21 protein-coding genes are annotated in these 26,663 nt (G+C 58.8%); 17 read left to right on the top strand and 4 right to left on the bottom strand.

The features are described 5' to 3' along the window. Positions 1-2 precede the first annotated feature (2 nt). From rodA to lipB, 6 genes are all read left to right on the top strand, one after another. The gene (rodA, locus tag NH398_RS12935; protein ID WP_253018866.1) at positions 3-1,163 is read left to right on the top strand and encodes a rod shape-determining protein RodA; all 1,161 of its coding nucleotides are present in this window, start codon (positions 3-5) and stop codon (positions 1,161-1,163) included. Between the two features lie 44 nt (positions 1,164-1,207). After that, positions 1,208-2,233 carry a lytic murein transglycosylase B gene (gene mltB, locus NH398_RS12930; RefSeq protein WP_253018865.1) on the top strand — a complete coding sequence of 342 codons (1,026 nt, stop codon included), beginning with the start codon at positions 1,208-1,210 and terminating at the stop codon, positions 2,231-2,233. Continuing rightward, positions 2,226-3,191, top strand: a complete 966-nt coding sequence (locus tag NH398_RS12925) for a septal ring lytic transglycosylase RlpA family protein (RefSeq protein WP_253018864.1) — start codon at positions 2,226-2,228, stop codon at positions 3,189-3,191. The genes mltB and NH398_RS12925 overlap by 8 nt, the downstream gene beginning before the upstream one ends. Before the next feature lie 68 nt (positions 3,192-3,259). Further along, positions 3,260-4,459, top strand: coding sequence for a D-alanyl-D-alanine carboxypeptidase family protein (locus NH398_RS12920; protein ID WP_159341910.1), 1,200 nt, complete (start codon positions 3,260-3,262; stop codon positions 4,457-4,459). A 109-nt stretch (positions 4,460-4,568) separates the two neighbouring features. Beyond that, a complete protein-coding gene (locus NH398_RS12915; protein WP_159341911.1) occupies positions 4,569-4,880 on the top strand; it encodes a DUF493 domain-containing protein in 312 nt (103 codons plus the stop codon). 2 nt (positions 4,881-4,882) lie between these two features. Next, positions 4,883-5,533: a lipoyl(octanoyl) transferase LipB gene (gene lipB / locus NH398_RS12910; protein WP_253018863.1), complete on the top strand. Its 651-nt coding sequence runs from the start codon at positions 4,883-4,885 to the stop codon at positions 5,531-5,533. A gap of 83 nt (positions 5,534-5,616) precedes the next feature. Here the strand turns inward: lipB and lipA are convergent, their stop codons facing one another. Both lipA and NH398_RS12900 read right to left on the bottom strand, forming a co-directional pair. Further along, positions 5,617-6,669 (bottom strand): lipoyl synthase, encoded by a 1,053-nt coding sequence (gene lipA, locus NH398_RS12905; protein WP_159341913.1) that lies wholly within the window; start codon positions 6,667-6,669, stop codon positions 5,617-5,619. Between the two features lie 180 nt (positions 6,670-6,849). Beyond that, the gene (locus NH398_RS12900) at positions 6,850-7,848 is read right to left on the bottom strand and encodes a LysR family transcriptional regulator (protein ID WP_159341914.1); all 999 of its coding nucleotides are present in this window, start codon (positions 7,846-7,848) and stop codon (positions 6,850-6,852) included. A gap of 281 nt (positions 7,849-8,129) precedes the next feature. Between NH398_RS12900 and NH398_RS12895 the strand changes: the two genes are divergently transcribed. The 6 genes from NH398_RS12895 (at position 8,130) to NH398_RS12870 (ending at position 15,797) form a co-directional block, all read left to right on the top strand. Beyond that, complete coding sequence (locus NH398_RS12895) at positions 8,130-10,514, top strand: DUF3141 domain-containing protein (protein WP_253018862.1); 2,385 nt, start codon at positions 8,130-8,132, stop codon at positions 10,512-10,514. Positions 10,515-10,837: 323 nt separating this feature from the next. Then, positions 10,838-13,465 (top strand): type I DNA topoisomerase, encoded by a 2,628-nt coding sequence (topA, locus tag NH398_RS12890; RefSeq protein ID WP_159341916.1) that lies wholly within the window; start codon positions 10,838-10,840, stop codon positions 13,463-13,465. Further along, positions 13,462-13,923: a DUF6586 family protein gene (locus NH398_RS12885; protein WP_159341917.1), complete on the top strand. Its 462-nt coding sequence runs from the start codon at positions 13,462-13,464 to the stop codon at positions 13,921-13,923. Before topA ends, NH398_RS12885 begins: the two co-directional genes overlap by 4 nt. A 113-nt stretch (positions 13,924-14,036) precedes the next feature. Beyond that, the gene (locus tag NH398_RS12880; RefSeq protein WP_159341918.1) at positions 14,037-14,501 is read left to right on the top strand and encodes a 2-hydroxyacyl-CoA dehydratase; all 465 of its coding nucleotides are present in this window, start codon (positions 14,037-14,039) and stop codon (positions 14,499-14,501) included. Between the two features lie 175 nt (positions 14,502-14,676). Next, positions 14,677-15,309, top strand: coding sequence for a L,D-transpeptidase (locus NH398_RS12875; protein WP_159341919.1), 633 nt, complete (start codon positions 14,677-14,679; stop codon positions 15,307-15,309). A gap of 224 nt (positions 15,310-15,533) precedes the next feature. Beyond that, positions 15,534-15,797: an Lpp/OprI family alanine-zipper lipoprotein gene (locus NH398_RS12870; RefSeq protein WP_016914087.1), complete on the top strand. Its 264-nt coding sequence runs from the start codon at positions 15,534-15,536 to the stop codon at positions 15,795-15,797. Between the two features lie 99 nt (positions 15,798-15,896). Here NH398_RS12870 and NH398_RS12865 read toward each other — a convergent pair whose 3' ends face one another. Beyond that, entirely contained in the window at positions 15,897-17,033 is a 1,137-nt protein-coding gene (locus NH398_RS12865; protein ID WP_159341920.1) for a L,D-transpeptidase family protein, read from the bottom strand. A 98-nt stretch (positions 17,034-17,131) separates the two neighbouring features. Next, positions 17,132-20,581: a transcription-repair coupling factor gene (gene mfd, locus NH398_RS12860; protein ID WP_253018861.1), complete on the bottom strand. Its 3,450-nt coding sequence runs from the start codon at positions 20,579-20,581 to the stop codon at positions 17,132-17,134. A 243-nt stretch (positions 20,582-20,824) separates the two neighbouring features. Here mfd and NH398_RS12855 point away from each other — a divergent pair, with 243 nt between their 5' ends. From NH398_RS12855 to NH398_RS12835, 5 genes are all read left to right on the top strand, one after another. Then, complete coding sequence (locus tag NH398_RS12855; protein ID WP_159341922.1) at positions 20,825-22,279, top strand: glyceraldehyde-3-phosphate dehydrogenase; 1,455 nt, start codon at positions 20,825-20,827, stop codon at positions 22,277-22,279. 316 nt (positions 22,280-22,595) lie between these two features. Then, positions 22,596-23,945 (top strand): Na(+)-translocating NADH-quinone reductase subunit A, encoded by a 1,350-nt coding sequence (locus tag NH398_RS12850; RefSeq protein WP_159341923.1) that lies wholly within the window; start codon positions 22,596-22,598, stop codon positions 23,943-23,945. Continuing rightward, complete coding sequence (locus NH398_RS12845) at positions 23,945-25,171, top strand: NADH:ubiquinone reductase (Na(+)-transporting) subunit B (RefSeq protein WP_159341924.1); 1,227 nt, start codon at positions 23,945-23,947, stop codon at positions 25,169-25,171. The genes NH398_RS12850 and NH398_RS12845 overlap by 1 nt, the downstream gene beginning before the upstream one ends. Continuing rightward, a complete protein-coding gene (locus NH398_RS12840; RefSeq protein ID WP_159341925.1) occupies positions 25,171-25,992 on the top strand; it encodes a Na(+)-translocating NADH-quinone reductase subunit C in 822 nt (273 codons plus the stop codon). Before NH398_RS12845 ends, NH398_RS12840 begins: the two co-directional genes overlap by 1 nt. Before the next feature lie 2 nt (positions 25,993-25,994). Further along, positions 25,995-26,663 (top strand): NADH:ubiquinone reductase (Na(+)-transporting) subunit D, encoded by a 669-nt coding sequence (locus NH398_RS12835; RefSeq protein WP_120387062.1) that lies wholly within the window; start codon positions 25,995-25,997, stop codon positions 26,661-26,663.

The following is a 26,663-nucleotide window of genomic DNA, read 5'->3' as shown; positions in this document are numbered from 1 at the left end:
CGATGCCTTGGCAACTGATTACCCGTTCCCTGAGGCGTTACCCGACGCGTCCGCCCGATAGCGGTATCGCTCGGCGTAAAAGTATCTGGGAACGCATCCATCTCGACCCATGGTTGCTCGGCATGCTGCTGGTGCTCATGGGGGGCGGCCTTCTGGTGCTCTACAGCGCTTCGGGGCAGCGACTCGATACCGTCATCGCTCAGGCCATGCGCTTTGGTGTCGCCCTTGCGGGTATGGTCATCATTGCGCAGTTCTCGCCGACGACGTTTTTACGCTGGGCACCGCTGGCGTACGGCGTGGGGCTCGCCATGCTATTGGCCGTGGAAATTGCCGGTGATGTTGGCATGGGGGCCAAGCGCTGGCTGGAAATTCCAGGCGTCATCCGTTTTCAGCCCTCTGAAATGATGAAGTTGGGCGTGCCGCTGATGGTGGCGGCCTACTTGAACCGCTGCCAGTTGCCTCCTCGGCTTCGCGATATCGTCGTGTGTGCGGTGATCATCGGCGTGCCGGTCGTGCTCACGGCGATTCAGCCTGACCTTGGCACGTCGCTGTTGGTGGCCAGTGCGGCGTTGATCGTGGTGCTGCTTGCCGGGCTGTCCTGGAAATTGATTGGGTTAGTGGCTGCGCTGGGCGCGGCGGGCCTGCCGGTACTGTGGATGAACATGCACAACTATCAGCGGCAGCGGGTGCTGACGTTTTTGGACCCCGATAGCGACCCGCTCGGTTCCGGGTGGAACATCATTCAGTCCACCACGGCCATCGGCAGTGGCGGGTTGTGGGGGAAGGGGTGGTTGGAAGGCACCCAATCCCAGCTCGAGTTTTTGCCGGAGCGGCATACCGATTTCATCATTGCCGTGCTGGGCGAAGAGTTTGGTCTAGTCGGCATGCTGGTACTGCTGGCACTGTACGTGATGATCGTGGGGCGCGGGCTGTGGCTGGCGGCATCGTCTCAGGACACGTTTGGGCGTCTGTTTGCAGGTAGTATCATTCTGACGTTTTTTATCTATGTTTTTGTCAATGTGGGCATGGTGAGCGGTATTCTGCCCGTGGTGGGCGTACCGCTGCCGCTGGTCAGTTATGGCGGCACCTCCAGCGTGACCTTGTTAGCGGGGTTCGGTATTCTCATGTCCATACACGCCCATCGGCGGTTACTGCCACGTTAACGACATCAACCGTGGCGGTACGAATTCACAGGAGTGGTGAGTCAATGAACAGGGCGCGAAGTCAAGCGGGTGGCTATGCCATTGCCATGCTAGTAGCGTGTTCGGTCCCTGCGGCATTTGCAGAGGAAGCAGTCAGTTTCGACCCTCGGCAACACCCGCAGACCCAGCCGTTGGTCGAGGAGCTGACTGAGCAGGGAGTGCCAAAGGAGTGGCTCGAGCAAGCGCTGACTCAGGCAAGCTATCGCCAAGAGGTGCTGGACGCCATGGCGGGGGCGGCAGAGCGTCGGCTGCGCTGGTTCGAGTATCGCGATATCTTTCTGACCGAGCAGCGTATCGTCGAAGGGGCCGCGTTCATGCAGACGCATGCCGACGCATTGGCGCGTGCCGAGGCCGACTACGGCGTGCCGCCGGAGGTCATTACCGCCATCATCGGCGTGGAGACCTACTATGGTCGCCATAAAGGGCGCCATAAGGTGCTGGATTCCCTCGCCACGCTGGCCTTCCATCACCCGGCGAGGGGGGATTTCTTTCGTGGCGAACTCGCCGCATTCTTGACGATTGCCTACCAGCAAGAGGTAGAGCCAAGCTCGCTCTACGGCTCCTACGCCGGTGCCATGGGCTATCCCCAGTTCATTCCTACCAGCTATCAGGCGTATGCCGTCGATTTCGACGGTGACGACAAACGCGATTTGTGGAATAACCCCGTGGATGCGATTGGCAGTGTCGCCAACTACTTTGCTGAGCACGGTTGGCAACGGGGAGGGGCGATTTATCATGAGGCCAAAGGGCCTGAGACGCGCCCCGACGCACTCCGCTTTAACCAAACGGTGCGCCCGGATACCACGGCTGCCGAAGCCGCCGAGCAAGGCGTCGTGACGGAGGCGTCCCTATCGCCCGACACGCCGGTGATCCCATTGGTGCTAGAGTATGCCGATGGGCAGGAGCGCTATCGACTAGGCGAAAACAACTTCTACGTCATTACTCGCTATAACCACAGCCACCTCTACGCCATGGCGGTAGCCGAGTTGGCAGAGGCCATCAAGCAGCAAGCCGAGGCTGAGCATGATTAAACTGCGAATCGATGTGCGACTTTTGAGCGGCTCGCTGCTGGTGGCGGCCTTGGTCAGCGGCTGCGCCAGTTCTTCCTCTCCGCAGCGGGTGGCGGGGGAAGCTGGGGGCGCAAGCCCGGCGCCCGCTACTCCCGCTCCCGCCAGCGGTGAGCGCTACGCCATGACCGGCGACGCTTACCCGGTAGCCCCGCCAGACGTGAGTACCGTTCCCGATGCCGAACCGCGTATCGAAGCCCCTTCTCGGGCGGGCAACCGGTCGACCTACGAAGTGTGGGGCGAAACCTATCACGTGCTCCCCGATTCCCGCGGCTACGCGCGCCAGGGAACGGCCTCCTGGTACGGTGAAAAATTCCACGGCTACGCCACGTCCAACGGTGAGATCTACGACATGTACAAAATGTCGGCAGCGCACCGTTCGCTGCCGCTGCCGACCTTTGCCAGAGTAACGAGTTTGAACAACGGTCGTTCCGTGATCGTTCGCGTCAATGATCGTGGTCCGTTCCATAGCGACCGTGAAATCGATCTCTCCTATGCGGCGGCGGCTCGTCTGGGTATTCTCGATAACGGGACGGGGCCTGTCCGCGTCGAAGCGATCGACCCCGCCCAGTGGCTGGCGGAGCGTGGTCGTGGTGGTAGCGCTACGCCCTCTCAAACGGCACCGGCGGCGCCTGCCGTTGCCGCGCGGACGCCTGCGCCATCGGCTCGTCCCGCTGCAGCGACAGCACCCGAGCCAGGCAGTGGCGATGCCATCTATTTACAGATTGCCGCGTTAGGCAGTGCCGAAGGGGCACAACAGCTTCAACAGCGGCTCTCGGGTGAGCTTCCCCATGGCGTTCGCGTGAAAAGCGATGCCGATGTTCACCGCGTACAGGTGGGGCCAGTGAGCCCCCAGCAAGAGACACAGGCCCGCGAAGAACTCCGTCGTGCAGGCTTTCCTCAAGTATTTGTCGTGAGATAATAGCTCTCAACATGTGCCCAAGTGGCGTGCTATGCGCCGCCATATTCTTTGTCAGTGAGAAGTGTGTGATGAATGTATTGATGTCAATCCGCCGTACCGCCAAGCTCTGCCTCTTCGCGGCCATGACGGCTGTCATATCCCCTGCAATGGCGCAGGTGATTCCTCAGCCGCAAACGATCATTCCCGCGCCGCCGCAGCTTGCCGCGAGTTCGTGGATTTTGATGGATGCCAACAGCGGGCGTATTTTGGCAGAGCATAACTCCGATGAGCGTCTACCGCCGGCGAGCTTGACCAAACTGATGACGGCCTATCTGGTCGAGCGCGAGCTGGACCGTGGCACCATCAATCTGACCGACATGGTCAACATCAGTGAAAATGCCTGGCGTACCGGCGGATCCAAGATGTTCATCGAAGTGGGTGACCGCGTATCGGTGGATAACCTGTTACACGGCATCATCATCGTCTCGGGTAACGATGCCAGCGTGGCCATGGCAGAGCACCTGGCGGGCGGTGAAGCGCCGTTTGCCGACCTGATGAATCAGCACGCCACCCGGCTGGGCATGAATGACACTAATTTCATGAATGCCACCGGCTTGCCCCATGAGAACCACTACTCGACTGCCCATGACATGGCACGCCTGTCTCGCCATATCATCAACGACTATCCCGAACATTACGCGATTTACTCTCAGCGCAATTTCTCGTTCGGGGGAATCGATCAGCCGAACCGCAACCGCCTGCTGTGGCGCGATCCGTCCGTGGACGGCTTGAAAACCGGCTGGACCACCGAGGCAGGCTACTGTCTGGTCTCTTCGGCGCAGCGGGATGGCATGCGCCTGATCTCTGTCGTGATGGGCACCAATTCCGATGAAGCGCGAGCCCAGGAGTCGCAAAAGTTGCTGAGCTACGGCTTTCGCTTCTACGAAACCATGAAACTGTATGAGCGTGGTGCCGTGCTGGCAACGCCACGCGTATGGGGCGGTGACATCAACGAACTACGTGTGGGCGTGGATGAAGAAGTCTTCATGACGCTGCCCCGGAATCGTAACGAGGAGCTGCGCGCTCGCCTGAACCTGGATGCGGACATTCACGCACCCGTGGCCGTGGGTGATGACGTCGGCACCCTGGAAGTTTACCTGGGCGAAGAGATGGTGGGTGAGCGCCAGCTGGTCGCGCTGGAAAATATCGAAGAGGGCGGGTTGTTCAAGCGTCTGTTCGATCAAGTGCAGCGCTTCTTCAGTAACTTGATCAGCAATTTCACCAGCTAAATTGCCGGTGGCGGGCCCAGCCTCGACGCAATACACCTTGTATTGTGAGGGGCTGGGCCTTATTTATTGGGATTAGCTCAACGATTCACTTATTTCCAAAAGGCCAGTTATGAAAAAAGGTGCCAAGCAAGGGCTCCGTGATTTACGCCAGCCCGCGGCCACAGAGCCACCGAAAATCACGTTTCCCTGTGATTACCCGTTAAAGGTCGTCGGCGATGCCGCCGACGATTTCCCAGCCGCCGTTTGTCAGGTCATCGTGCGTCACGCCCCGGACTTCGATGAAACCACGCTGGAAGTCGTGGACAGTCGTAATGGACGTTTCCAGTCCGTGCGGGTGACGATCGTGGCGACGGGTGAGCAGCAGTTAAGTCAACTGTTCGACGACCTGAAAGCCACTGGCCGCGTGCACATGGTGGTGTAATCATGAACCACGACGCCCCGATCGCGCTGCATCGCCTCGGCCATCGCTCGTATCTGCCGGTATGGGAAGCCATGCGGGAACTCACCGATACCCGCGACGAACACACGGTGGATCAATTTTGGCTGGTCGAGCATGATCCCGTGTTTACCCAGGGGCAAGCTGGCAAGCCGGAACACCTGTTGATGCCGGGTGATATCCCGGTGGTGAAGACCGACCGAGGCGGGCAAGTGACCTATCACGGCCCGGGCCAAGTAGTGCTCTACCCGCTGCTGGATGTGCGGCGGGGCAAGATCGGCGTGCGCGATTTGGTCACGGCGCTCGAGAATGCCGTGATCGATGTACTAGAAGCGCACGGTGTACGCGGTTGGGCCAAGCCCGATGCACCGGGGGTCTATGTGGACACGGCGCTGGGGGAGGCCAAAATTGCCTCGCTCGGCCTGCGTATTCGTCGTGGGGCCAGCTATCACGGCGTCGCGCTGAACGTGGACGGCGATCTGTCGCCGTTTGCGCGTATCAATCCCTGTGGTTATGCGGGGATGCAGGTGACCCGCCTTGCCGATGTAGCCGAGCTTTCGTCCGACAAAGACGTTGGCGAGCAGTTAGCCTACGCCCTGGCAGCGCGACTGAAGCGCACCTTGGTGAGCCCGTCGTAGTACGCAGGGGCGGTGTTTTTCGGTAGGAGTGTCTTGCGAAAGAGAGACGCCTGCATGGAGGCCCATGCAGGCGTTTTAGCAGGCTAGCCGACGTTGAAGGCAGGAATGCGATTGCTGTCGGGCTCTTGGCCCGGTACGGCTGCTGGCGCGGCAAGGCCAAGGTTGTTCTTTTCGAACACGCGGTCTGCTCGGTAGCTAGAGCGTACCAGCGGACCAGACGGCACTTCCATAAAGCCTTTTTCGAGGCCCAGTACCCGGTAGCGTTCAAACTCTTCCGGGCTGACCCAGCGCTCGACCGCTAAGTGGTTTTTGGTGGGACGAAGGTATTGGCCTAATGTCACGATGTCCACGCCAATGTCGCGTAAATCATCAAAGGTCTGCAGGATCTCTTCGTCCGTTTCACCCAGCCCCAGCATCAAGCTGGTTTTGGTGATGATGTCGGGGCGGTACTGTTTGGCGTGGGCCAATACGTCCAGCGTTTTGCGGTAGCCAGCGCGCGGGTCGCGCACTTTGCTGGTCAGCCGCTCTACAGTCTCGACGTTTTGCGCAAATACTTCGAGGCCAGAATCCACCACGCGCTCGATGGCGGCTTTGTCGCCGTCGAAATCCGGCGTGAGGGCTTCCACGACTACCTCGGGCGTACGTGCCTTGATGGCGCGGATGCAGTTGGCGTAGTGAGTGGCACCGCCGTCATCGAGATCATCACGGTCGACGGACGTCAGCACGATGTAACGCAGGCCCATCAGTTCCACGGATTTTGCGGTGTTTTCCGGCTCTTCGTGGTCCAGCCAGCCTTTTGGGTTGCCGGTGTCCACCGCGCAGAAGCGGCAGGCTCGCGTACACACGGACCCCATCAGCATGATGGTGGCGGTGCCATTGCTCCAGCACTCGCCCATGTTGGGGCAGTGGGACTCGGCGCACACGGTGCTCAATCGGTGGGTGGCCACGTTCTTCTTAACGGCTTCGAAACGCTCGCCGCCGGGGATTTGCGCGCGCAGCCACTTGGGCTTGCGCTCGAGTGAGGGGGCTTCGGCCTGCGCTTTGCGCTGCTTCATGCCATCTTTAATCACCGTCATGCCGTGTTCGTTACGGAATTTTTCGCCGCTGGGCACGCGCTGGGAAGGGGTGTTGCTCATAGGAGAGAGCCTCTCTACTGTGCGGCTGGCAAAGGGAACCATCACGCGACGTACGCTGCAAACGAGGTTTGTCTAACGGGGTCGCTCGGCAACTGCTTGCCATGCCCTGAGTAACGCTAACTGATACGTAGGTTGTAGATAATGTAACATATCTGGCAATCAACAAGACACCGCCAACCACTACTCATCATGCGCCAGCGAGAGGGCGGGCAGACAAGAAACGCCATGGCTGGGGAGCGGACTGCCGGGGGCCTGAAAGTGGCGCTGGAACTCGCTCAAATGCTCACGGACGAAGCGCAGAAAAAGCTCGGCCACCGGGGTGGGAAAGTAATCCCGGCGATAGACCGTGCACCAGGCGCGACGGATTGGAAAGTGCGGCAGTGACAGCGTCGCCAGCAAGCCTTGCTCCAGTTCGCGCTGCACGGCCAAACGGGGTAGCACAGCGACGCCCAAGTGCGCCATGACGCCTTGTTTGATCGCCTCGTTAGTGCCCAGCTCGATACGGTGTGCCAGCCCCACTTCTTGATCCACGGCTAGCTGCTCAAAGGCACTGCGCACCCCCGACCCCGGCTCTCGCATTAGTACGAAGTGGCGCGCGAAATCCGCCAGCGTTGGCTGTGTCATGCGCAGCAGCGGGTGCTCGGGCCATACTACCGCTACCAATTCGTTTTCGAGAATCGGCATGACCACCAGATTGTCGTCTTCCGGCACCATGGCCATGATGACGACATCGTCTTGCTGCTCGGCCAGCCGCTCGAGGGCTTGGCTACGATTGCAGACCTTGAGACGCAGCTGCACGTCCGGGTAGCGGGCACGAAATTTTGCCAGCAGGTAGGGCACGACGTATTGCGCGGAGGAGACCGCTGCGATGTTCAACTTGCCGCTGATTTTGCCGTTAATATCCGACAGACTCATCTGCAGTCGAGAGAGCTGGCCAAAGATTTCCCGCGTCGAGAGAGCGAGCGTATCCGCGGCAGGGAGCGCGTGAAGCGTTTTGCCTGCGTACTTGAACAGCGGCTGGCCCAGGGCTTGCTCGAGCTGGCGGATCTGCGCACTCACGGCGGGTTGGGTCAACCCTAACTGCTCGGCTGCTCGGGAGTAAGAGCGCTGACGATAAACCGCTTGGAACACCTGTAGCTGGCGGAACGTTAAGCGGTTGAGCAGCGTAGGGGATGACATAACCACCTCGGGTAAACTTTCTCGATCATGCGATGCGCGATCGCTGGCAGTGCCGATGCGGCTGCAAGCGTGGCTTCATTGGCGAAATGCTATCACTGATTCAACGCTACCGCCTTGAAAGCTTGGCGTATATAAATACGGCAGTGGCGGCATTCATGAGAGGCCCATCGTAAAAGCGGCTGGTAATCATCGACGTTAGGCAAGGAGTGGCCTAAACTATATTGCATTGCAGCATCATGGCTTCGGGCTTGGTGCCAGGCACCAACCCAACGGGAGACTCTATGAACTTTCTCGCAAACCCTCTACTGACGTCGACATCGAGCGGTGACGCCCTTGCAAGCATGATGGACCCCTTCGGGTTCGGGCGTGCCGCCATGAATTACTGGCGCGACAGTGTCGAGCGTAACATCCTCTACTGGGATGTCATGCGTGAACGCGGTAATCAATACCTAGCGCACATGGAGCAAACCAAGCCCAATGTGCTGGGGTTTGAGACAGAAGTATTGATGGATGGGCGTACCCTGACCAACCCGACGAACTATGAGCTGCTGCGCGTTCTGCCGCCCAATGATACCCACATCGAACCGGGTAAACGGCCCTTCGTCGTCGTCGATCCTCGCGCTGGCCATGGGCCGGGCATCGGTGGGTTCAAGCCCGATAGCGAGCTGGGTGTCGCTCTCAGAGCGGGGCACCCCTGCTACTTCATCGGCTTTTTGCCGTTTCCCGAGCCCGGCCAAACCGTCGAGGACGTGGTCGAGGCGGAAGTGGCGTTTTTACGCCATGTGATCGAACTGCATCCAGAAACCACCGAGAAGCCCATGGTGGTTGGTAACTGTCAGGCGGGTTGGCAGATCATGATGGCCGCCGCGCTAGAACCGGATGTGTTCGGTCCGATTCTGATTGCCGGTGCGCCGCTCTCTTACTGGGCTGGCGAGCATGGTAAAGCGCCTATGCGCTATACCGGTGGTATGACAGGCGGTAGCTGGGTCACGGCGCTGACCAGTGATATCGGCAACGGCCTGTTCGATGGTGCCTGGCTGGTACAGAACTTCGAGCGTCTTAACCCCGCCAATACCTATTGGAAAAAGCAGTACCATCTGTATGCCAACGTGGATACCGAAACCAAGCGCTACCTGGAGTTCGAGCGCTGGTGGGGCGGCCATGTGGTATTGGGCGGCGAAGAGATTCAGTACATTGTCGATAATCTGTTTGTCGGCAACCGCCTCTCGACGGCGCAGCTGGTCACCCGGGATGGACGTCGCATCGATCTGCGCAACGTGCGCTCGCCAGTGGTGGTGTTCTGCTCCCGTGGTGACGACATTACCCCGCCGCCTCAGGCCCTGGGCTGGATCCGTGATCTCTACGAAGGCGAGGAGGATATCGTCGCCAACGAGCAGACAATCATCTACTGCCTGCACGATACCACCGGCCACCTGGGTATTTTCGTCTCTGGCAGCGTATCGCGCAAAGAGCACTCCGAGTTCACGGCGAATATGGATTACATCGACGTGATGCCACCGGGGCTGTACGAAACGACCATCTCCCATGCCAGCGAGCGCACGGATGCCGAGCTGATTGAGCGGGACTACCTGTTGGAGTTCTCACCGCGCAATTTCGCAGAGTTGGACCAGGAGGTTATGCACAAGCCGGAGGACGATCGCCGCTTTGCCACGGTGGCTCGGATCTCTGAAATCAACCTGGGCCTCTACCGTCTGTATCTGCAGCCCTGGTTGCAAGCCGTGATGACCCCTGAGGCCGCCCGCTGGATTCGGCGTATGCACCCCATCCGCCTGGGCTACAAGCTGCTGTCCGATCGCAACCCGCTCACGGTGCCGCTGCCCGTCATGGCAGATTACGTTCGCCGCCACCGTCAGCCGGTCGAACAGCACAATATGTTCAAGGCGCTGGAGACCATGGCGTCGGATCAGATCGTCGCGAGCCTGGACGCGTGGCGGGACCTACGCGACAGTACGACAGAACGCCTGTTCATGGATATTTACGGCCAGCCGCTGTTGCAAGCCGCTGTCGGCTTGTATGGCGATGCCCATGTGCATCGCCGCCGCCCGGGCGCAGAGCCAGAGCATCGCCGTTTTATCGAAAATCGACAAAACGAGCTGCGTCACAAGATTGCTCAAGGTGGCCCGGCTGAAGCGGTTATGCGCTCCGTCATATATGTCTTAGGTGGCGCTCCGGCCACTGACGAGCGTAACTTCAAGCGGCTACGCGCGTCTCGTGCGGAGCTTGAACCGAGCACGTCTCTCAGTGAATTCAAGCGTCTTGTGCGCGAGCAGTTCTTCATTTTGAAACTGGACCGTGAACAGGCGCTGGCCTCGCTGCCGACGCTGCTGAAAGGCCAAAGCAGTGAGCGTATCGACGGCTATCTGAAGCACCTCGAGCACGTGTTTGCTGCCAGTGGCGAGCTATCGGAGCATGCCGCCGAGCGGTTCGCACAGGTAACGTCGTTATTCGACAAGGCGCGCCCCAAAGCCGTGGCTGCCCCCGCAGCCAAGGCACCCGCTAAGGCGGAGAACGCTTCGGCGGGCAGCGCCGACATCAGCGATGCGACGCCCGCAGCCGCTGCGCCGAACCAGGCCAGCGACACGGCCGCTAAAACGCCCGCCCGTCGCGCGGCAGGCCAGCGCCGAGGCACCCCGCGCAAGCGATAAAGGGTTTGCCTGAAAGAACCACGCCCCCACCACCGAGTGGGGGTGTTTTTTTATAGGAGGCGGCTATTTGGGTTGCCGAGTGGCAAGCGGCAGTCTAGTGTCTAGCTACCCCTTGGTAAAAACAGGCACCCCACCTGGCGAGTGTCATTCACTGACGTCGCGCAGCATAAGCCATGCTTCTCTTGATCAGGTTGCTACTGGCGCTTCATCAAGGGCTGGGGTAGGGTAGGCGCATTTTTCTCATGGTCGCCACGTCACCGTGGTGGCAGTAACGTATTCAAAGCATGGGCGATAGCGCCTGGGCAATAGGAAAGTGGAGCACTATGGGCAAGTCACTGGTCATCGTCGAATCGCCTGCGAAAGCGAAGACGATCAATAAGTATCTCGGCAACGATTTCATCGTCAAGTCGAGCGTAGGTCACATCCGTGACCTGCCGACCAGCGGCTCAGGTAAGGCAGCCTCCGACCCTAAGGAGCGCGCTCGCCAAGCCGCGGCAACGCGTAAGATGTCGGCGGAAGAGAAGGCAGAGTATAAAAAGCGCAAGGCCCACGACCAGTTGATTCGGCGCATGGGTATCGACCCCGATAATGGCTGGGAAGCCCACTACGAGGTGCTGCCCGGTAAAGAGAAAGTCGTCGCCGAGCTCAAAAAGCTCGCCGAAAAAGCCGATGCCGTCTACCTTGCGACGGATTTGGACCGCGAAGGGGAAGCCATTGCGTGGCACCTTCGCGAGACCATTGGGGGCGACGACAGCCGCTACAAGCGCGTGGTGTTCAATGAGATCACCAAAAATGCCATTCAGGACGCCTTCAAAGCCCCAGGTGCGCTGAACCTGCCCCGCGTAGAGGCCCAGCAAGCACGCCGCTTTCTCGACCGCGTCGTGGGCTTCATGCTCTCCCCCTTATTGTGGGCAAAAATCGCTCGTGGGCTGTCCGCCGGGCGCGTACAGTCGGTGGCAGTTCGCCTGATTGTCGAGCGCGAGCGCGAGATTCGTGCGTTCATTCCCGAGGAGTTCTGGGATGTCCACGCGGATCTCGTCTCTCCTGACGGTGAGCTAGTGCGGTTTGCTCTGGCAAGGCAGGATGGCAAGCCGTTCCGCCCGACCTCCGAAAAAGAGACCATGGAGCGCATCGCGCAGCTGCGCAAAGCCAAGCTGTCGATCACCTCGCGAGAGGACAAACCGACCAGTTCCAAGCCCACCGCGCCGTTCATCACCTCGACGCTTCAGCAGGCGGCCAGTGGTCGGTTAGGGTTTTCGGTGAAGAAAACCATGACCATGGCCCAGCGTCTCTACGAAGCGGGCTACATCACCTATATGCGTACCGACTCCACCAACCTCTCGAAAGATGCGGTGGAGAGCGTTCGTTCGTTTATTGGTGATGAGTATGGGGCGCGCTATCTGCCCGAGTCGCCCAACCGTTACAGCAGCAAAGAGAGTGCCCAGGAGGCCCACGAGGCCATCCGCCCCTCAAGCGTCGAACGCAAAGCGTCTGACCTCTCTGGGATGGAGCGCGACGCAGAACGCCTTTACGAGCTTATTTGGCGACAATTCGTTGCGTGTCAGATGACGCCTGCCGAATACCTGTCCAGCACGCTCAGCGTGGAAGTGGATGGCTACGAGCTGCGCGCCAAAGGCCGCGTGCTGAAATTCGACGGTTATACACGGGTGATGAAGCCCACCGGCAAAAACGAAGATCAGAGCCTGCCCGATCTGCCAACCGGCACGAGCATGCGTCTTGAAGCCCTCGACCCACAGCAGCACTTCACCAAGCCGCCGGCGCGGTATACCGAAGCCAGCCTGGTCAAAGAGCTAGAGAAGCAGGGCATTGGGCGTCCTTCCACGTACGCGTCGATCATCTCGACCATTCAAGACCGTGGCTATGTAAAGCTGGAGAGCCGCCGCTTCTACGCCGAGAAACTCGGTGACATCGTTACCGAGCGGCTGAAAGAGTCTTTCCCTGACCTGATGGATTACTCCTTTACCGCGCGGATGGAAGACAGCCTCGATGAAGTGGCCGAAGGCGAACGCAACTGGCAGGCGCTGCTCGATGCGTTCTACGACGAGTTCCGCATGGAGTTGATGAAGGCCGAGAGCGAGGAGGGCATGCGCCCCAACCAGCCGGTGCCTACGGATATCGACTGCCCGAGCTGTGGGCGAAAAATGCAGATCCGTACCGCCTCGACCGGCGTCTTCCTAGGGTGCAGCGGCTACAATTTGCCGCCCAAAGAGCGCTGCAAGACCACTATCGACCTGATTCCTGGTGAGGAAGCCGTCGCGGAAGACGCGGGCGAAGAGGCCGAAACCGATGCGCTACGCGCTAAGCGTCGCTGCCCGAAATGCGGCACGGCCATGGATAACTACCTGATCGATGAAACCCGTAAGCTGCACATCTGTGGTAACAGCCCAGATTGCGATGGCTATGAGATCGAAAGCGGTAAGTTCAAGATCAAAGGCTACGACGGTCCGCTCATCGAGTGTGATAAGTGCGGCGCCGACATGCAGCTTAAATCGGGTCGCTTCGGCAAGTACTTTGGCTGTACCAACAGCGAGTGTAAAAATACCCGCAAACTGTTGCGCAGTGGTGAGGTCGCGCCGCCGAAGATGGACCCGATCCCGATGCCTGAACTGGCCTGCCAAAAGGTGGAAGATCACTACGTGCTGCGCGATGGGGCAAGCGGTCTGTTTCTAGCGGCGAGCAAGTTCCCCAAAAATCGTGAGACGCGTCCGCCGTTGGTCAAGGAGCTCAAGGCACATGCCGATGAGCTACCAGAGAAGTATCACTTTATTCTTAAAGCGCCGAGCGAAGATCCGGATGGTCGTCCAGCGCAAATTCGCTATTCGCGTAAAAACAAAGAGCAGTACGTGATGACCGATGAAGAGGGTAAAGCAACCGGCTGGAAAGCGACCTTCGAAGGTGGCAAATGGCACGTGGAGGATAAGCGTAAGTGACCCCTCGTTCCCGCACTAATCAATTACTGTATCAGGCCGAACTGCTGGTCGGCCTGCCGGTGGGCGATGACGAGCATAGTCCCGCTCGGCAGATGGCCATCGAGGAGAGCGCGCTGTCTCTGTTCGAACTGGCCCTGGGTTCACTGCTCAAAGAGGTGACCGAGCACGCCCGGTTGACGAACCATGACTGGCGAGCGTTGCTCGCCAGTGACGGCCCTGACGTGGCCGAGCTTCAGCGTCTTCGGGATGCGATGCACCAGCCCGAAAGCTGGCTTCATTGGCTGGTGGGGCAGCTAGACAAGCTGCACAGCAACGAAGGTGCTGCACGCCGTAGCGTGCAAAACCCTGCCATGATTGCCGTAGGCAGCCAGCGTTCGTTGGCGGAGCAGCTGATGGATAACCTGGCCGCTGCCAAGCGAGAAATCGCCTCTCTGCGTGAGACGAGCGAGGAGTGGTAGCCAGACGGTAGCCGTCGCGGGTGGACGTGCGCCGCGTCGTGGATAGTCATGCCAGACGTTGAAATGTGCCGATTCGCCACCACGTTGTTAAGACAACGACAGAGGAGACACGGATGCGCTACAACCAAGTGAAGGATCTCATCGAGTGGGCCGCAGGCTATCACGCCCGCATGGCCCGTCAGTACAGCGATGCCGCCAGTCAAGCGGAACACGAGCGGCTAGCGATGGCGCTGAACTATCTTGCGGATAGCGAGCTGAAAATGAAAACGGGGCTAGAAGCGCTGTTTCATGACGGCACCGACCACCGGGAAGTGTTGGATACCTGGTTCGATGATTCCGGCGACTTTCCCCAGCCCCCCGAGCTGGATGCGCTTGCCGAGCAGAGCGTGGCGGGTTCCATCGATGAGCTGACCGAAACGGCAGTGGAGGCTCACCGTAAGCTGCAGAGCCTTTATGAACATCGAGCGTCGCGGGCCAAAATCGAGCCCGAGGAGACGTTTTTCAACGCGCTAGCGCAGGGCCATAACGCCGAAGCCCGCAAGCTCGTCGCCAGTATGCAAGAGTTCGACGATCTTTAGGCGGCATAGAGGCGTGCGAGCCAGTCTCTTCGTTAGACTTTCGTGAAGAGATAGCGGCGGTTCTCAACGCAGATTGCTCACTAAGACGCTGACAATGGCGGCGTCTATGGGGTATAACAGCCGTCATTAACGCATTGTCGGTCAGCACCGCTGGCCCGTTTTTTTGAGAGCCATAATGATGCCTGTGAACCGCCGCCGATTTTTAGCGATGGCCCTGGGCTGGCCTGTTGCGGCCAGCGCCGCGACCACCAGCGCTGTGAACGATTACGCGCCACCCGACTTGGTGGCCACGTTGCTCGCACGGGCGCCGGTGCCACGCCACAGCAACGAGCTGTGGGTGCTGATCGACGACAAAGAGGCAACGCTGAGCATCTTCCGAGGCAATGCTCTCGTCGAGCGATTTGCCCCCATTTCACTCGGGCGTGGCGGTGCCAAAACCCAGCGCGTACGGGGAGATAACGTCACGCCGCTGGGAGAATTCAGGATTAACCGATTTAATTACGAAAGCCAGTGGCATATCTTCATCGGTATCGATTATCCTACGCCACCTCACGCGCGTATGGCGCTTGAAGCCGGTATCTACTCCCAAGCGGACTATGAGGCCTACTTCGATCACTATCGGCGTTATGGCTCGCCCCCGCAAAATACGGCGCTGGGCGGGGCCATTGGCATTCACGGGATCGGCGGCGGTGATCCGGAGATTCATGGCAACTTCCACTGGACCCAAGGGTGCGTGGCAGTGACCAATGAAGAGATCGAGCGAGTGGCCGAGCTAGTTGATGTTGGCACTCGCGTGGTGATCCGCTAGGCTTGTGTTGTTGAAGGAAGTTCTAGGTTTTGAACACGTGGCTATAGACAACCGCTGTGGTCTATTATAAAACAGCGTTTGACTTGCGTGCCCTGGTACGTAACCCTGGTACAAGTCGCTGTAACGAACCTGCACCGCAGGTAGACAAATTTAAGCTAACCTTTTAGCCTTATTTTTTGTCATACCCTTAACGTAGTACCCAAGGAAGACTCAAGGAGAACACTATGACTCTGAAGACTGCTCTGAAGATGACTGCCGCTGCCGCTTCTCTGGCAATCCTGGCTGGCTGTGCTTCTACCAGCGCTCTGGAAGAAGTTCGCATGACTGCTGAATCTGCACAAGCTGACGCTGCAGAAGCTCGCAGCATGGCTTCACAGGCTCTGAACACTGCAAACCAAGCTCAGCGCGACGCGCAAGCTGCTCTGCAGATGTCTGAGCAGAACCGTGAAGAAATGAACCGCATGTTCCAGCGTTCCATGCAGAAGTAATTCTGCTTGGACCACCGGACATGATGTATGTTCGGTGGTTGCTGTAGATGTGAAAAACCCCGCCTCGGCGGGGTTTTTTGTTGGCTAGCATTTGCCTTGTCAGGCATCGCCTTCCACGCGGACGGTAGTGGAAAGCTCAACGCCCTTCAAAATGCCTTCCAGCTGTTGCGTGGGTTGCGGTTCGGGTTCCGGCTCGGGAGCAGGCGCCTGGGGGCCGTACAGCGCCACGAAACGACCATCCGGCGCTTCTACCGCACGCTTGACCTGCTCGTAGTCGATCTCTGCTTGTTCGTCGGCAAGCTCGCTAACGCGCTCGATGGCATTGAGCAATGGCTCGAAATCACCGACGTTCTCTTCGAGTTGCGGATACGACTGCACGAACAGTGTGCCGTCAGCCGCCCAGCCCGCTTTGAACGGCGCATCCATCAGGTTGACCTGAGTGCCGCTAGGCAGGCGCTCGTAGAGTGATTCGATATCTTCAGGATACATACGAATGCAGCCGCGGCTGACGCGCATACCCACGCCATCAGGACGGTTGGTGCCGTGAATCAAGTAGCTCGGCATGGCCAGCAGGATGGCATGGCGGCCAAGCGGGTTGTCGGGCCCCGGTGGAACGATAGAGGGGGCGGGCTCGCCGCGCTCGGCAGCTTCACGACGCATCGAGGCGGGCGGTGCCCAGGCGGGATCTTTGACCTTGACCGTGGTCCGCGTGATGCCCACGGGCGTGGCGAACTCTTCCCGTCCAACGCTCACCGGATAGGTTTCGACGATGCCGGGTTTATCGGCCGGGTAGTAGTAAAGACGCAGCTCGGAGAGATTGACCACCACGCCCTCGCGGGGGGCGGGGGGCAGAATGTAGCGCGCAGGAATCACCACCTCGGTGCCTTCACCCGGTACCCACAGGCTGACGTCTGGATTCGCCATGCGAATCTCTTCGTAGCCGATGTTATGGCGACGGGCAATGTCGATCAGCGTGTCTTCTGGATTCTCGACAGTGACAGTGTAGTACTCGCCGATAATGTCGCCCTGTTCGGGTAGACGGAAGTGGCCGCGGGGCAGCTGTTCCTGGGCATTGGCAACCTGCTCGGCACTAGCGGCGGCATCATCGGTGATCGCCACCGCAGTCTCGGCCTGTTCGGCCGATGGCTGTGCATAGACGGGGCCCACAAGGCTCGCTGCTAGCAATACTGCCAGGCTAGTGGGGCCCCAACGGGTAATGTTGTTACGAATGTTCATGGTCGATCCTAATCAATGTATGCACTGCTGGTACGCATGGTAATGGGCAGCGATGCGTTGCCGATGTGTGCTGCTTAGGTATAAGTTTGCCCCAAGGTTCACGCCGCCGCTACTTTTTGATTGAGGGTCGTCAACAGCGCTTCGATCTTTTCGAAACGCTGTTCGACCGATTCCATTGGAAATTCAAATCGTAAGGTGTCGGAACCATCCAAGCGGTAGTGCTGGGGGGATTTCTGGATCAGAGTGACCAGCGTCAGCGGGTCTACTTGGGTACTGCTATTGAAGATCACTCGGCCGCGCTGCTCGCCCGCCTCGATACGGGCGACGCCGAGCTGTTCGGCCCGGTGGCGTAGCTTGGTTTGACGTATCAAGTTCTTCAACGGCTGAGGCAGCAAGCCGAAGCGGTCGATCAGCTCCACCTGAAGCTCTTTCAGTTCGGCATCGGACTGGGTGTTGGCAATGCGCTTGTACATGACCAGGCGCTGCTGCACGTCGTGCAAGTAATCATCGGGAATTAGGGCGGGCAAATTCAGGCTAATCTCGACGCCGGTATTGAAGGGGGCGTCGATGTTGGGCGTTTTGCCTGCGCGTATCGCTTTCACCGCGCGGTCCAGCATCTCCATATAAAGGGTGTAGCCGATGGTTTCCATCTGGCCACTCTGCTCATCGCCCAACAGCTCCCCTGCGCCGCGAATCTCCATGTCGTGGCTCGCCAGGGTGAAGCCTGCGCCGAGATCGTCGGAGGCGCTGATGGCTTCCAGGCGTTTGACCGCGTCCCGGGTCATGGCTTTAGGCGGCGGAGTCAGCAAGTACGCGTAAGCCTGATGGTGGCTGCGCCCCACACGACCGCGCAGCTGGTGTAGCTGCGCCAAACCAAATTTGTCCGCCCGTTCGATCAAAATAGTATTGGCGCTGGGAACGTCGATGCCCGTTTCGATGATGGTCGAGCACACCAGCACATTGAAGCGGCGGTGGTAAAAATCGGACATCACGCGCTCCAGGCTCCGCTCCGGTAGCTGGCCGTGGGCGACGGCGACACGGGCTTCCGGCACCAGCTCGCGAATCTGTTCGGCGGCGTTTTCGATGGTTTTGACTTCGTTGTGCAAGAAGTACACCTGACCGCCACGCAGAATTTCCCGCAGCAGCGCCTCTTTGATGACGCTGCTGTCCCGCTGCTGTATGAAGGTTTTGACCGATAGGCGCCGAGCCGGTGGTGTGGCGATGATGGAAAGATCGCGGATGCCGCTCATGGCCATATTGAGCGTGCGCGGAATCGGCGTGGCCGTCAGCGTGAGAATGTCGATTTCCGCGCGCAGGGTTTTGAGCTTCTCTTTCTGGGCAACGCCGAAACGGTGCTCTTCGTCGATAATCAGCAGGCCCATTTTGGGCAGCTCGACGCTCTTCGACAGCAGCTTGTGGGTGCCGATGACGATGTCGGTCTGGCCGCTTTTGATGCCGTCTAGAGTCTGCGTCATCTCCTTGCCGCCGGTGAAGCGCGAGATCAGGCTAATATTGACGGCGGTATCGGCGAAGCGATCACGGAAGTTCTCGAAGTGTTGCCGCGCCAACAGGGTCGTCGGTACGAGCACCACGACCTGCCGACCCGATTGAACGGCGAGGAAGGCCGCGCGCATGGCCACTTCGGTTTTGCCAAACCCCACGTCGCCGCACACGACGCGATCCATCGGCTGAGGCGACACCATGTCGCCGATCACCGCTTCGATGGCGGCTTGCTGGTCGGGGGTTTCCTCGAAAGGGAAGCTGGCGGCAAAGCGCACGTACTCTTCCCCGGGCGTTTCGTAGACCACGCCCTGTTGGGCTTCGCGGCGCGCATAGATGTCGAGCAGCTCGGCGGCGGTATCGCGAATCTTTTCGGCGGCTTTGCGACGGGCTTTCTCCCACTGATCGGAGCCCAGTTTGTGCAGCGGAGCGAGTTCGTCGTCGGCGCCGCTGTAGCGTGAGATGAGATGCAGGCTGTCCACCGGGACGTACAGCTTGGCGCCATCGGCGTAGGAGAGCGCGAGAAACTCATTCGCTTGGCCGCCTGCCTCCAGAGTTTCCAGCCCCAGGTAGCGGCCCACACCGTGGGCTTGGTGAACCACCGGGGCGCCTTCGCGCAGCTCGGATAAGTGACGAACCGCCAGTTCGTTGTCGTCGGTTGCTTTTTCGCGCCGGCGGCTTTGTCGCACCACGTCACCAAACAGTTCGGTTTCACTGATCACCGCGACATCGGGATCGGTGAGCCACAGGCCGCTGCCAACCAGACTTTCGGTGATCGCCATGCGCTCGGTGCCCGCCAGAAATGCCTGGAAACTCTCGCTGTGGGGCAGCGAGAGTCTTAGCGGGGAGAGCACGTCTTCCAGTGCTTCTCGACGCCCGCGAGACTCCGCCACGAACAGTACCCGAGTGCGGGGATGTTGCTCCAGGAAGTTCGCCAGCTCGCTCAACGGCTGCTTGGCCCGTGCATTGATCGAGAGAGTAGGCAGCGCTTGCGCCAGTGGGGTCAGCGCGTGGCGCTGGGCCTCGTCCTCGGTGAGCTCCAGGCGCGGTCGCGCTTTGATGGCCGAGAACACCTCGTTGACCGGGAAAAAGGCCCGATGGGGCGGCAGAAGAGGGCGTGTTGGATCAACACCGAGGTTGACGTAGCGCGACTCGATGGCCTGCCAATGCTGTTCGGCCGCATGAAATACCCCGGGTAGCAGGGCAATGCGGGTGTCATCGGTTACGTGTTCGAACAGAGAGGCCGTCTCATCGAAGAACAGCGGTAGGTACTGCTCTAGCCCGGGCGAGGGGATCGCTTTCAGCGCATCGTTATAGAGCGGACACTGGCGCGGGTCGACGTCGAAGAGCGTTTCGAACTGCTCGCGGAAGCAGGCAATGGCACCGCGACTCAGCGAATATTCGTGGGCGGGCAGCAGCTCGATGGTATCCACTTTGTCCGTGGAGCGCTGGCTGCCCGGGTCGAAGTGGCGCAGTGTATCGATCTCGTCATCGAAGAGGTCGATGCGGATGGGTTCGTCCATGCCCATGGCAAACAGATCGATGATGGCACCGCGCATGGCGTACTCACCCGGCTCGTAAACGGTCTCGACCGCACGATAGCCTGCTCGGGAGAGCGATTCGCGGAACGTTTCGCGGTTGAGTGTGGCCCCTGCCTTTAGTGTCATCACGCGGCCCGCGATGTAAGAAACCGGGGGCAGGCGCTGCATTAGCGTGTTGATCGGTACGAGCACGATCCCTCGGACGCCATCCTGCAGTAAGCGCAGCGTTCTCAGCCGGGCGGAAATGATGTCCTGGTGCGGCGAGAAACTGTCGTAGGGCAGTGTTTCCCAATCGGGGAAGGGGAGAACGGGCACGCTGCTATAAAACGCCAGATCCTGCTCCAAGCGCTGTGCGCTCGCAGTATTGGGGGTGATCACGAGCAGCGGGGCGCTGGACGCTACCTGAGCCAGCGCTAGGGCCGTCGCACTGCCCGGCGGCGCTTGCATATAGAGCGTGTCGCGAATCCCTTGCGGCTGGGGCGGTTCGAGCAGAGAGAAAGAAGGCATAGTCAAGGTATCGTTTTGCGCAGAAACGGAACCTGAATCATACACGATCAGCCCTGTCAGGCAGAGACCTTCGGGGAAGGCGGAGGTTAAGCGCCATGAGGCACTGCATTATTACCGTTTGTAGTCAATGCCCATTTTCTGTAATACCCCTACATGTTGTGCGACTATCCATTCATTGCGGCCCTCTAATAAGCCCCGGATAATGCCCCGGACATCCCCGTTCATAACTCAATGAGGCCGCACGTGAGTCAGCAAGCGCTCGAAAACGTTTTTCAGGAATGGCAAAACAATGAAGCTCTGGCCGAGCAGATGATCCCGCTGGTGGGTCAGCTTTATCGCCAGAACAATGTTGTGGCCACGATGTTCGGACGCTCTCTGATCAAGCGGTCGGTCATTCGTATTCTCAAAGATCATCGTTTTGTGCGCAAAATCGAGGGCACCGAGCTGTCGGTGGAAGATACCTTCCCCATCGTCAAAGCGATGAGTGAGATGAACTTGGGCCCGGCGCACGTGGACGTAGGCAAGCTAGCGGTCAGCTTCAAGCGTCAGGGCGGCGGCGATCTGAACGCCTTTTTGCGTAAAGAGCTGAGCGAAATCATCGACGGCTATCAGCCGGAAGGCAGCAAAGGCGAGCCGCAAGACGTCGTGCTGTACGGTTTTGGCCGCATTGGCCGCCTGCTGGCGCGGGTGATGGTCGAGAAGGCCGGTGGTGGTAACCTACTGCGCTTGCGTGCCATCGTAGTGCGTGGCCGCGGCGACGTGTCGAAAGATCTGGAAAAAAGGGCGAGCCTGCTACGCCGCGACTCCGTACACGGCCCGTTCGACGGCACCATTTCCGTCGATGCCGATGCACGCACGTTGACCATCAACGGCAACGTGGTGCAAGTGATCTACGCGGACTCCCCCAGTGAGATCGATTACACCGCCTACGATATCCACAATGCGGTCATCGTGGACAATACCGGTATCTGGCGCGATGAAGCGGGCTTGGGGCAGCACTTGGAGTGCAAAGGCGCTGCGAAAGCGCTACTGACCGCGCCGGGCAAAGGCGACATCAAGAACATCGTGTTCGGCATCAACCACGAGACGATTGGTGACAGTGACCGAATCGTCTCGGCGGCCTCGTGCACCACCAATGCCATCGTGCCGGTGCTCAAGGTGTTGAACGATGAGTATGGCGTGGTGACGGGCCATGTGGAGACCGTCCATGCTTATACCAACGACCAAAACCTCATCGACAACTACCACAAAGGCGACCGCCGTGGCCGCAGTGCGGCACTGAACATGGTACTGACCGAAACCGGTGCCGCCAAAGCCGTTGCCAAGGCGCTGCCGGAGCTCGAGGGCAAGCTGACCGGTAACGCGATTCGCGTGCCAACGCCGAACGTCTCCATGGCGATTTTGAATCTGACGTTGGACAAAGGCACCGACGCCGAGGCCCTCAACGACTACCTGCGTCGTATGTCCATCGACTCCGCTTACCAAAAGCAGATCGATTTCGTCGACTCGGCCGAAGTGGTCTCGTCTGATTTCGTCGGGAACCGTCATGCGGGCATCGTCGATGCTAAAGCGACCATCGCCAACGGCAATCACGCCGTGGTGTATGTCTGGTACGACAACGAGTTTGGCTATAGCTGCCAGGTCATTCGTATCCTGCAGCACATGTCCAACGTGCAATTCTTGAAACTGCCGCACTAAGTCTTTGCGGGCATATGCCCTGGACGCACTCATGTAGGGCAGTTGCGCCATTGGCTTGACAAACGCCACCTTCGGGTGGCGTTTTTTGTATCAGAAACAAATGACCTAGAACGGCATATAGCACTTTTGGAGGCCATCAGGGATGTGGTCATTGGCCGCGCTTATCTTTATAATGCGATAGATTTTTCGGGGTGGTTCAAGCGTGCTTGAGCCTGACTGGTAACGATCTGAACAGCAAAACAAGAATTCACTGAACAGAAAATAAGCATTCGAACCCCTTACCTTCGTATATCCGATCCATCAACTGGGCGAGACTATGATCGAAGTCAAAAAAGGCCTGGATCTCCCCATCACGGGAGCGCCCGAGCAGCGTATTGAAGATGCGCAGCCTGTGCGTCACGTGGCAATCCTGGGCACTGACTATGTTGGCATGAAGCCAACCATGGAAGTTCAGGAAGGGGATAAGGTCAAATTAGGCCAGCTTCTCTTCACCGACAAGAAAATCGACGGCGTACGTTTTACGGCGCCTGCCGGTGGTGAAGTAGTCGCTATTAACCGTGGCGAAAAACGACGTTTATTGTCTGTGGTCATTAAAGTCGATGAAAATGAAGAAGCGATGACATTTGCTTCTCATGATCGTGGCGCTTTAGCACAGCTTGATCGTCAAACCGTTGTCGACCAGCTCGTTGAGTCAGGATTGTGGACTGCGCTGCGCACCCGTCCTTTCTCACGTACGCCAGCCATCGATAGCGTTCCTGCCGATATTTTCGTCACCGCCGTGGATACCCATCCGCTGAGCGCTGACCCTGCCTTTATCATCAATGAAAACGCTCAAGCATTCGAAGACGGCCTCAAGGTGCTAACCCGCCTGACCGAGGGCAACGTTTTTCTGTGCACGGGGGCTAACGCTTCCGTACCGGGCAGTGATATCAGCGGCGTCAAGACGGAAAGTTTCGCTGGGCCGCACCCGGCAGGCTTGGTAGGCACGCACATTCACTACCTCTCGCCCGTCGCGCTACATAAAAAAGTGTGGCACATCGGTTATCAGGACGTCATTGCATTCGGTAAGCTGTTTGCCGAAGGTAAGCTGGACATGAGCCGCATCATTGCGGTGGGTGGCCCGCGTGCCCAGAAACCTCGCCTGCTGCGTACCCGTATCGGGGCGAGCACCGAGGAACTCTTGGCAGGTGAAATCATCCAACCGGAAGACACTCGCGTGATTTCTGGCTCGGTCTTCTCTGGCGCTGCCGCAGAAGGCAAGGTGACTTACTTGGGGCGTTTCCACAACCAAGTCAGCTTGCTGGAAGAGGGTAACAAGCGCACCTTTATGGGATGGCTCTCTCCCGGTGCCAACCGCCATTCGGTGATGGGCATCTATCTCTCCAAAATTAAAGGCCTGAGCAACTACGCGCCGACCACCTCTACAAATGGTTCCGAGCGTGCCATGGTGCCGGTGGGTAACTACGAACGCGTCATGCCGTTGGATGTCATGCCAACCCAACTGCTGCGTTCGCTGATTGTGGGCGACATTGAGGTTGCCATGCAGCTTGGGTGTCTTGAGCTGGACGAAGAGGATCTGGCGCTATGTACCTACGTTTGCCCCGGCAAATACGAGTACGGCCCAATCCTGCGTGACAATCTCACCATGATCGAGAAAGAGGCCTGATGATGGGTATTCGACAAACACTCGATAATCTCGAGCCGCACTTCCATAAAGGTGGTAAGTACGAAAAGTTCTATCCGCTGTACGAAGCGGTAGACACCATTTTCTACTCGCCGCCCAGCGTTGCTAAAACGACCGCGCACGTGCGTGATGGCGTCGACCTGAAACGCATCATGATCACCGTGTGGATGTGTACCTTCCCGGCCATGTTCTTCGGTATGTGGAACGCAGGCTGGCAGGCGAACACCGCTATCGAAGCGGGCTATGCCTCCATGAACGGCTGGCGCGAAGCCATCATGATGACCCTTGCGGGCGGTCATGATCCGAGCAGCCTGTGGGCGAACTTCGTTCTCGGCGCGACTTACTTCCTGCCCATCTACTTGGTGACCTTCGCCGTGGGTGGTTTCTGGGAAGTGATGTTCGCCATCAAGCGCGGCCACGAAGTCAACGAAGGCTTCTTCGTGACCTCTGTGCTGTTTGCGCTGATTCTGCCGGCCACGATTCCGCTTTGGCAGGTTGCCTTGGGCATTACCTTTGGTGTCGTGATCGGTAAAGAGATCTTCGGCGGCACGGGTAAGAACTTCTTGAACCCTGCGCTGACCGGCCGCGCCTTCCTCTACTTCGCGTATCCGGCGCAAATTTCCGGTGACGCGGTATGGGTAGCAGCCGACGGTTACACGGGTGCGACAGCGCTCTCCATGGCGTTCCAAGATGGCATGTCCGCACTGACCGATACCTATAGCTGGTGGGATGCCTTCCTGGGCTTCATTCCCGGTTCCGTGGGTGAAGTCTCGACGCTGGCGATCCTGATCGGTGCTGCAGTCCTGCTGTGGACCAAGATTGCCAACTGGCGCATCATGCTGGGCGTTTTCCTTGGCATGGTGATCACCAGCACGCTGTTCAACCTGATCGGTTCTGATACCAACCCGATGTTCGCGATGCCCTGGTACTGGCACCTCGTCATCGGTGGCTTTGCCTTTGGTATGGTGTTCATGGCGACCGACCCCGTGTCGGCTGCGATGACCAACCAAGGTCGCCTGGTGTTCGGTGCACTGATCGGTGTCATGACCGTGCTGATCCGCGTGGTGAACCCGGCGTTCCCGGAAGGCATCATGCTGGCCATCCTGTTCGCCAACCTGTTTGCGCCGCTGATTGACCACTTCTTCGTCCAGGCCAATGTGAAGCGCCGTCTCAAGCGTACTGGCGTACCGGCCGAGGAGACTGCCTAATGGCACAAGGTAACAACTCCATCAAGAAAGTCCTGATCGTAGCGTTCTCGCTGTGCATCGTGTGCTCGGTCATCGTTTCGACGGCGGCCGTAGCACTGCGCCCAGCGCAGCAGCTCAATCAGGAGCTGGACCGTAAAACCAACATCCTCAACGTGGCGCGTCTTTACGAGCCGGGTATGGATGTGGAAGAAGCGTTCAGCAACCAGATCACTGCGCGCGTCGTCGAACTCGAAACCGGTGACTACACCGATCAGTTCGATCCCGAGACCTTCGATGGTTTCGAAGCTGCGCGTGACCCGGCTACTGGCCGCACGCTGTCTGGCGACCGTGACATCGCGGGCCTGACGCAGGTAGAAAACTTCGCGACCGTGTATCTGGTCGGCGATGCTGAAAACCCCGATCAGATCGTTCTGCCCATTCGTGGTCAGGGCCTCTGGGGTCGTATGATGGGCTTCCTCTCCGTTGAAGGTGACGGTAACACCATCGTCAGTATCACGTACTACGACCACGCGGAAACGCCGGGTCTGGGTGCCGAAGTAAACAACCCGCGCTGGCAAGCCCAATGGGAAGGTAAAGAGATTTACAGCGAAGAGGGCGACCTCTCTCCTGAAATCCACCTGACCAAAGGCGGTGCGAGTAACGAGCACGAAGTCGATGCGCTCTCCGGGGCCACGCTGACCAGTAACGGCGTGACCAACATGCTGCAGTTCTGGCTGAGTGAAGAGGGCTTTGCGCCTTACCTGGCTAAATTCCGCAGCGGAACCGAGCCATCAGACGCCGAAGACACCGAGACTGACTTCGACGACGTTGAGGGGGCCTGATCATGGCGGATGTAAATGCAAAAGGCGTTTTGACGGCGCCGATTTTCAAGAACAACCCCATTGCGCTTCAGATTCTGGGGATCTGTTCTGCTCTGGCGGTCACCACCAGCATGAGCGTGTCGCTGGTCATGGCGCTGGCGGTTATCTTCGTAACATCTTTCTCGAACTTGTTCGTATCGCTGATTCGGAACCACATTCCGTCCTCGATCCGTATCATTGTTCAGATGACCATCATTGCCTCGCTCGTTATCGTGGTCGACCAGATCCTCAAAGCCTATGCTTACGAAATGTCTAAGCAGCTGTCGGTGTTCGTCGGTCTGATCATCACAAACTGCATCGTAATGGGCCGCGCGGAAGGTTTCGCGATGTCCAATACGCCGGGCATGTCGTTCCTGGACGGTATCGGTAACGGTTTGGGTTACGGTTTCGTTCTGATGGTCGTTGGTTTCGTTCGTGAGCTGCTGGGTGCGGGTAGCATCTTCGGCTTCACGGTCCTGCCGACCATCCAGAACGGTGGCTGGTACGTGCCGAACGGTCTGCTGCTGCTGCCGCCTTCTGCCTTCTTCATCATCGGTCTGTTGATCTGGGTACTGCGCTCCGTCAACCCCGAGCAGGTAGAAGAGAACGAGTTCAAGATGAAGCACAACACCAAGCCGAAGGAGGCCGTGTAA

This window comes from Halomonas sp. CnH100-B (assembly GCF_024124605.1).
In the GTDB taxonomy this organism is placed as follows: Bacteria; Pseudomonadota; Gammaproteobacteria; order Pseudomonadales; family Halomonadaceae; genus Vreelandella.
Note: the sequence above shows the minus strand (reverse complement) of the source record. Positions and strands in the feature narration are given on the sequence as shown.

What these genes read in the sequence shown, in the direction of transcription:
- rodA (WP_253018866.1), top strand. Translation starts at nt 3, where the DNA reads ATGCCTTGGCAACTGATTACCCGTTCCCTGAGGCGTTACCCGACGCGT.
- mltB (WP_253018865.1), top strand. Translation starts at nt 1,208, where the DNA reads ATGAACAGGGCGCGAAGTCAAGCGGGTGGCTATGCCATTGCCATGCTA.
- NH398_RS12925 (WP_253018864.1), top strand. Translation starts at nt 2,226, where the DNA reads ATGATTAAACTGCGAATCGATGTGCGACTTTTGAGCGGCTCGCTGCTG.
- NH398_RS12920 (WP_159341910.1), top strand. Translation starts at nt 3,260, where the DNA reads ATGAATGTATTGATGTCAATCCGCCGTACCGCCAAGCTCTGCCTCTTC.
- NH398_RS12915 (WP_159341911.1), top strand. Translation starts at nt 4,569, where the DNA reads ATGAAAAAAGGTGCCAAGCAAGGGCTCCGTGATTTACGCCAGCCCGCG.
- lipB (WP_253018863.1), top strand. Translation starts at nt 4,883, where the DNA reads ATGAACCACGACGCCCCGATCGCGCTGCATCGCCTCGGCCATCGCTCG.
- lipA (WP_159341913.1), bottom strand. Translation starts at nt 6,669, where the DNA reads ATGAGCAACACCCCTTCCCAGCGCGTGCCCAGCGGCGAAAAATTCCGT.
- NH398_RS12900 (WP_159341914.1), bottom strand. Translation starts at nt 7,848, where the DNA reads ATGTCATCCCCTACGCTGCTCAACCGCTTAACGTTCCGCCAGCTACAG.
- NH398_RS12895 (WP_253018862.1), top strand. Translation starts at nt 8,130, where the DNA reads ATGAACTTTCTCGCAAACCCTCTACTGACGTCGACATCGAGCGGTGAC.
- topA (WP_159341916.1), top strand. Translation starts at nt 10,838, where the DNA reads ATGGGCAAGTCACTGGTCATCGTCGAATCGCCTGCGAAAGCGAAGACG.
- NH398_RS12880 (WP_159341918.1), top strand. Translation starts at nt 14,037, where the DNA reads ATGCGCTACAACCAAGTGAAGGATCTCATCGAGTGGGCCGCAGGCTAT.
- NH398_RS12875 (WP_159341919.1), top strand. Translation starts at nt 14,677, where the DNA reads ATGATGCCTGTGAACCGCCGCCGATTTTTAGCGATGGCCCTGGGCTGG.
- NH398_RS12870 (WP_016914087.1), top strand. Translation starts at nt 15,534, where the DNA reads ATGACTCTGAAGACTGCTCTGAAGATGACTGCCGCTGCCGCTTCTCTG.
- NH398_RS12865 (WP_159341920.1), bottom strand. Translation starts at nt 17,033, where the DNA reads ATGAACATTCGTAACAACATTACCCGTTGGGGCCCCACTAGCCTGGCA.
- mfd (WP_253018861.1), bottom strand. Translation starts at nt 20,581, where the DNA reads ATGCCTTCTTTCTCTCTGCTCGAACCGCCCCAGCCGCAAGGGATTCGC.
- NH398_RS12850 (WP_159341923.1), top strand. Translation starts at nt 22,596, where the DNA reads ATGATCGAAGTCAAAAAAGGCCTGGATCTCCCCATCACGGGAGCGCCC.
- NH398_RS12845 (WP_159341924.1), top strand. Translation starts at nt 23,945, where the DNA reads ATGATGGGTATTCGACAAACACTCGATAATCTCGAGCCGCACTTCCAT.
- NH398_RS12840 (WP_159341925.1), top strand. Translation starts at nt 25,171, where the DNA reads ATGGCACAAGGTAACAACTCCATCAAGAAAGTCCTGATCGTAGCGTTC.
- NH398_RS12835 (WP_120387062.1), top strand. Translation starts at nt 25,995, where the DNA reads ATGGCGGATGTAAATGCAAAAGGCGTTTTGACGGCGCCGATTTTCAAG.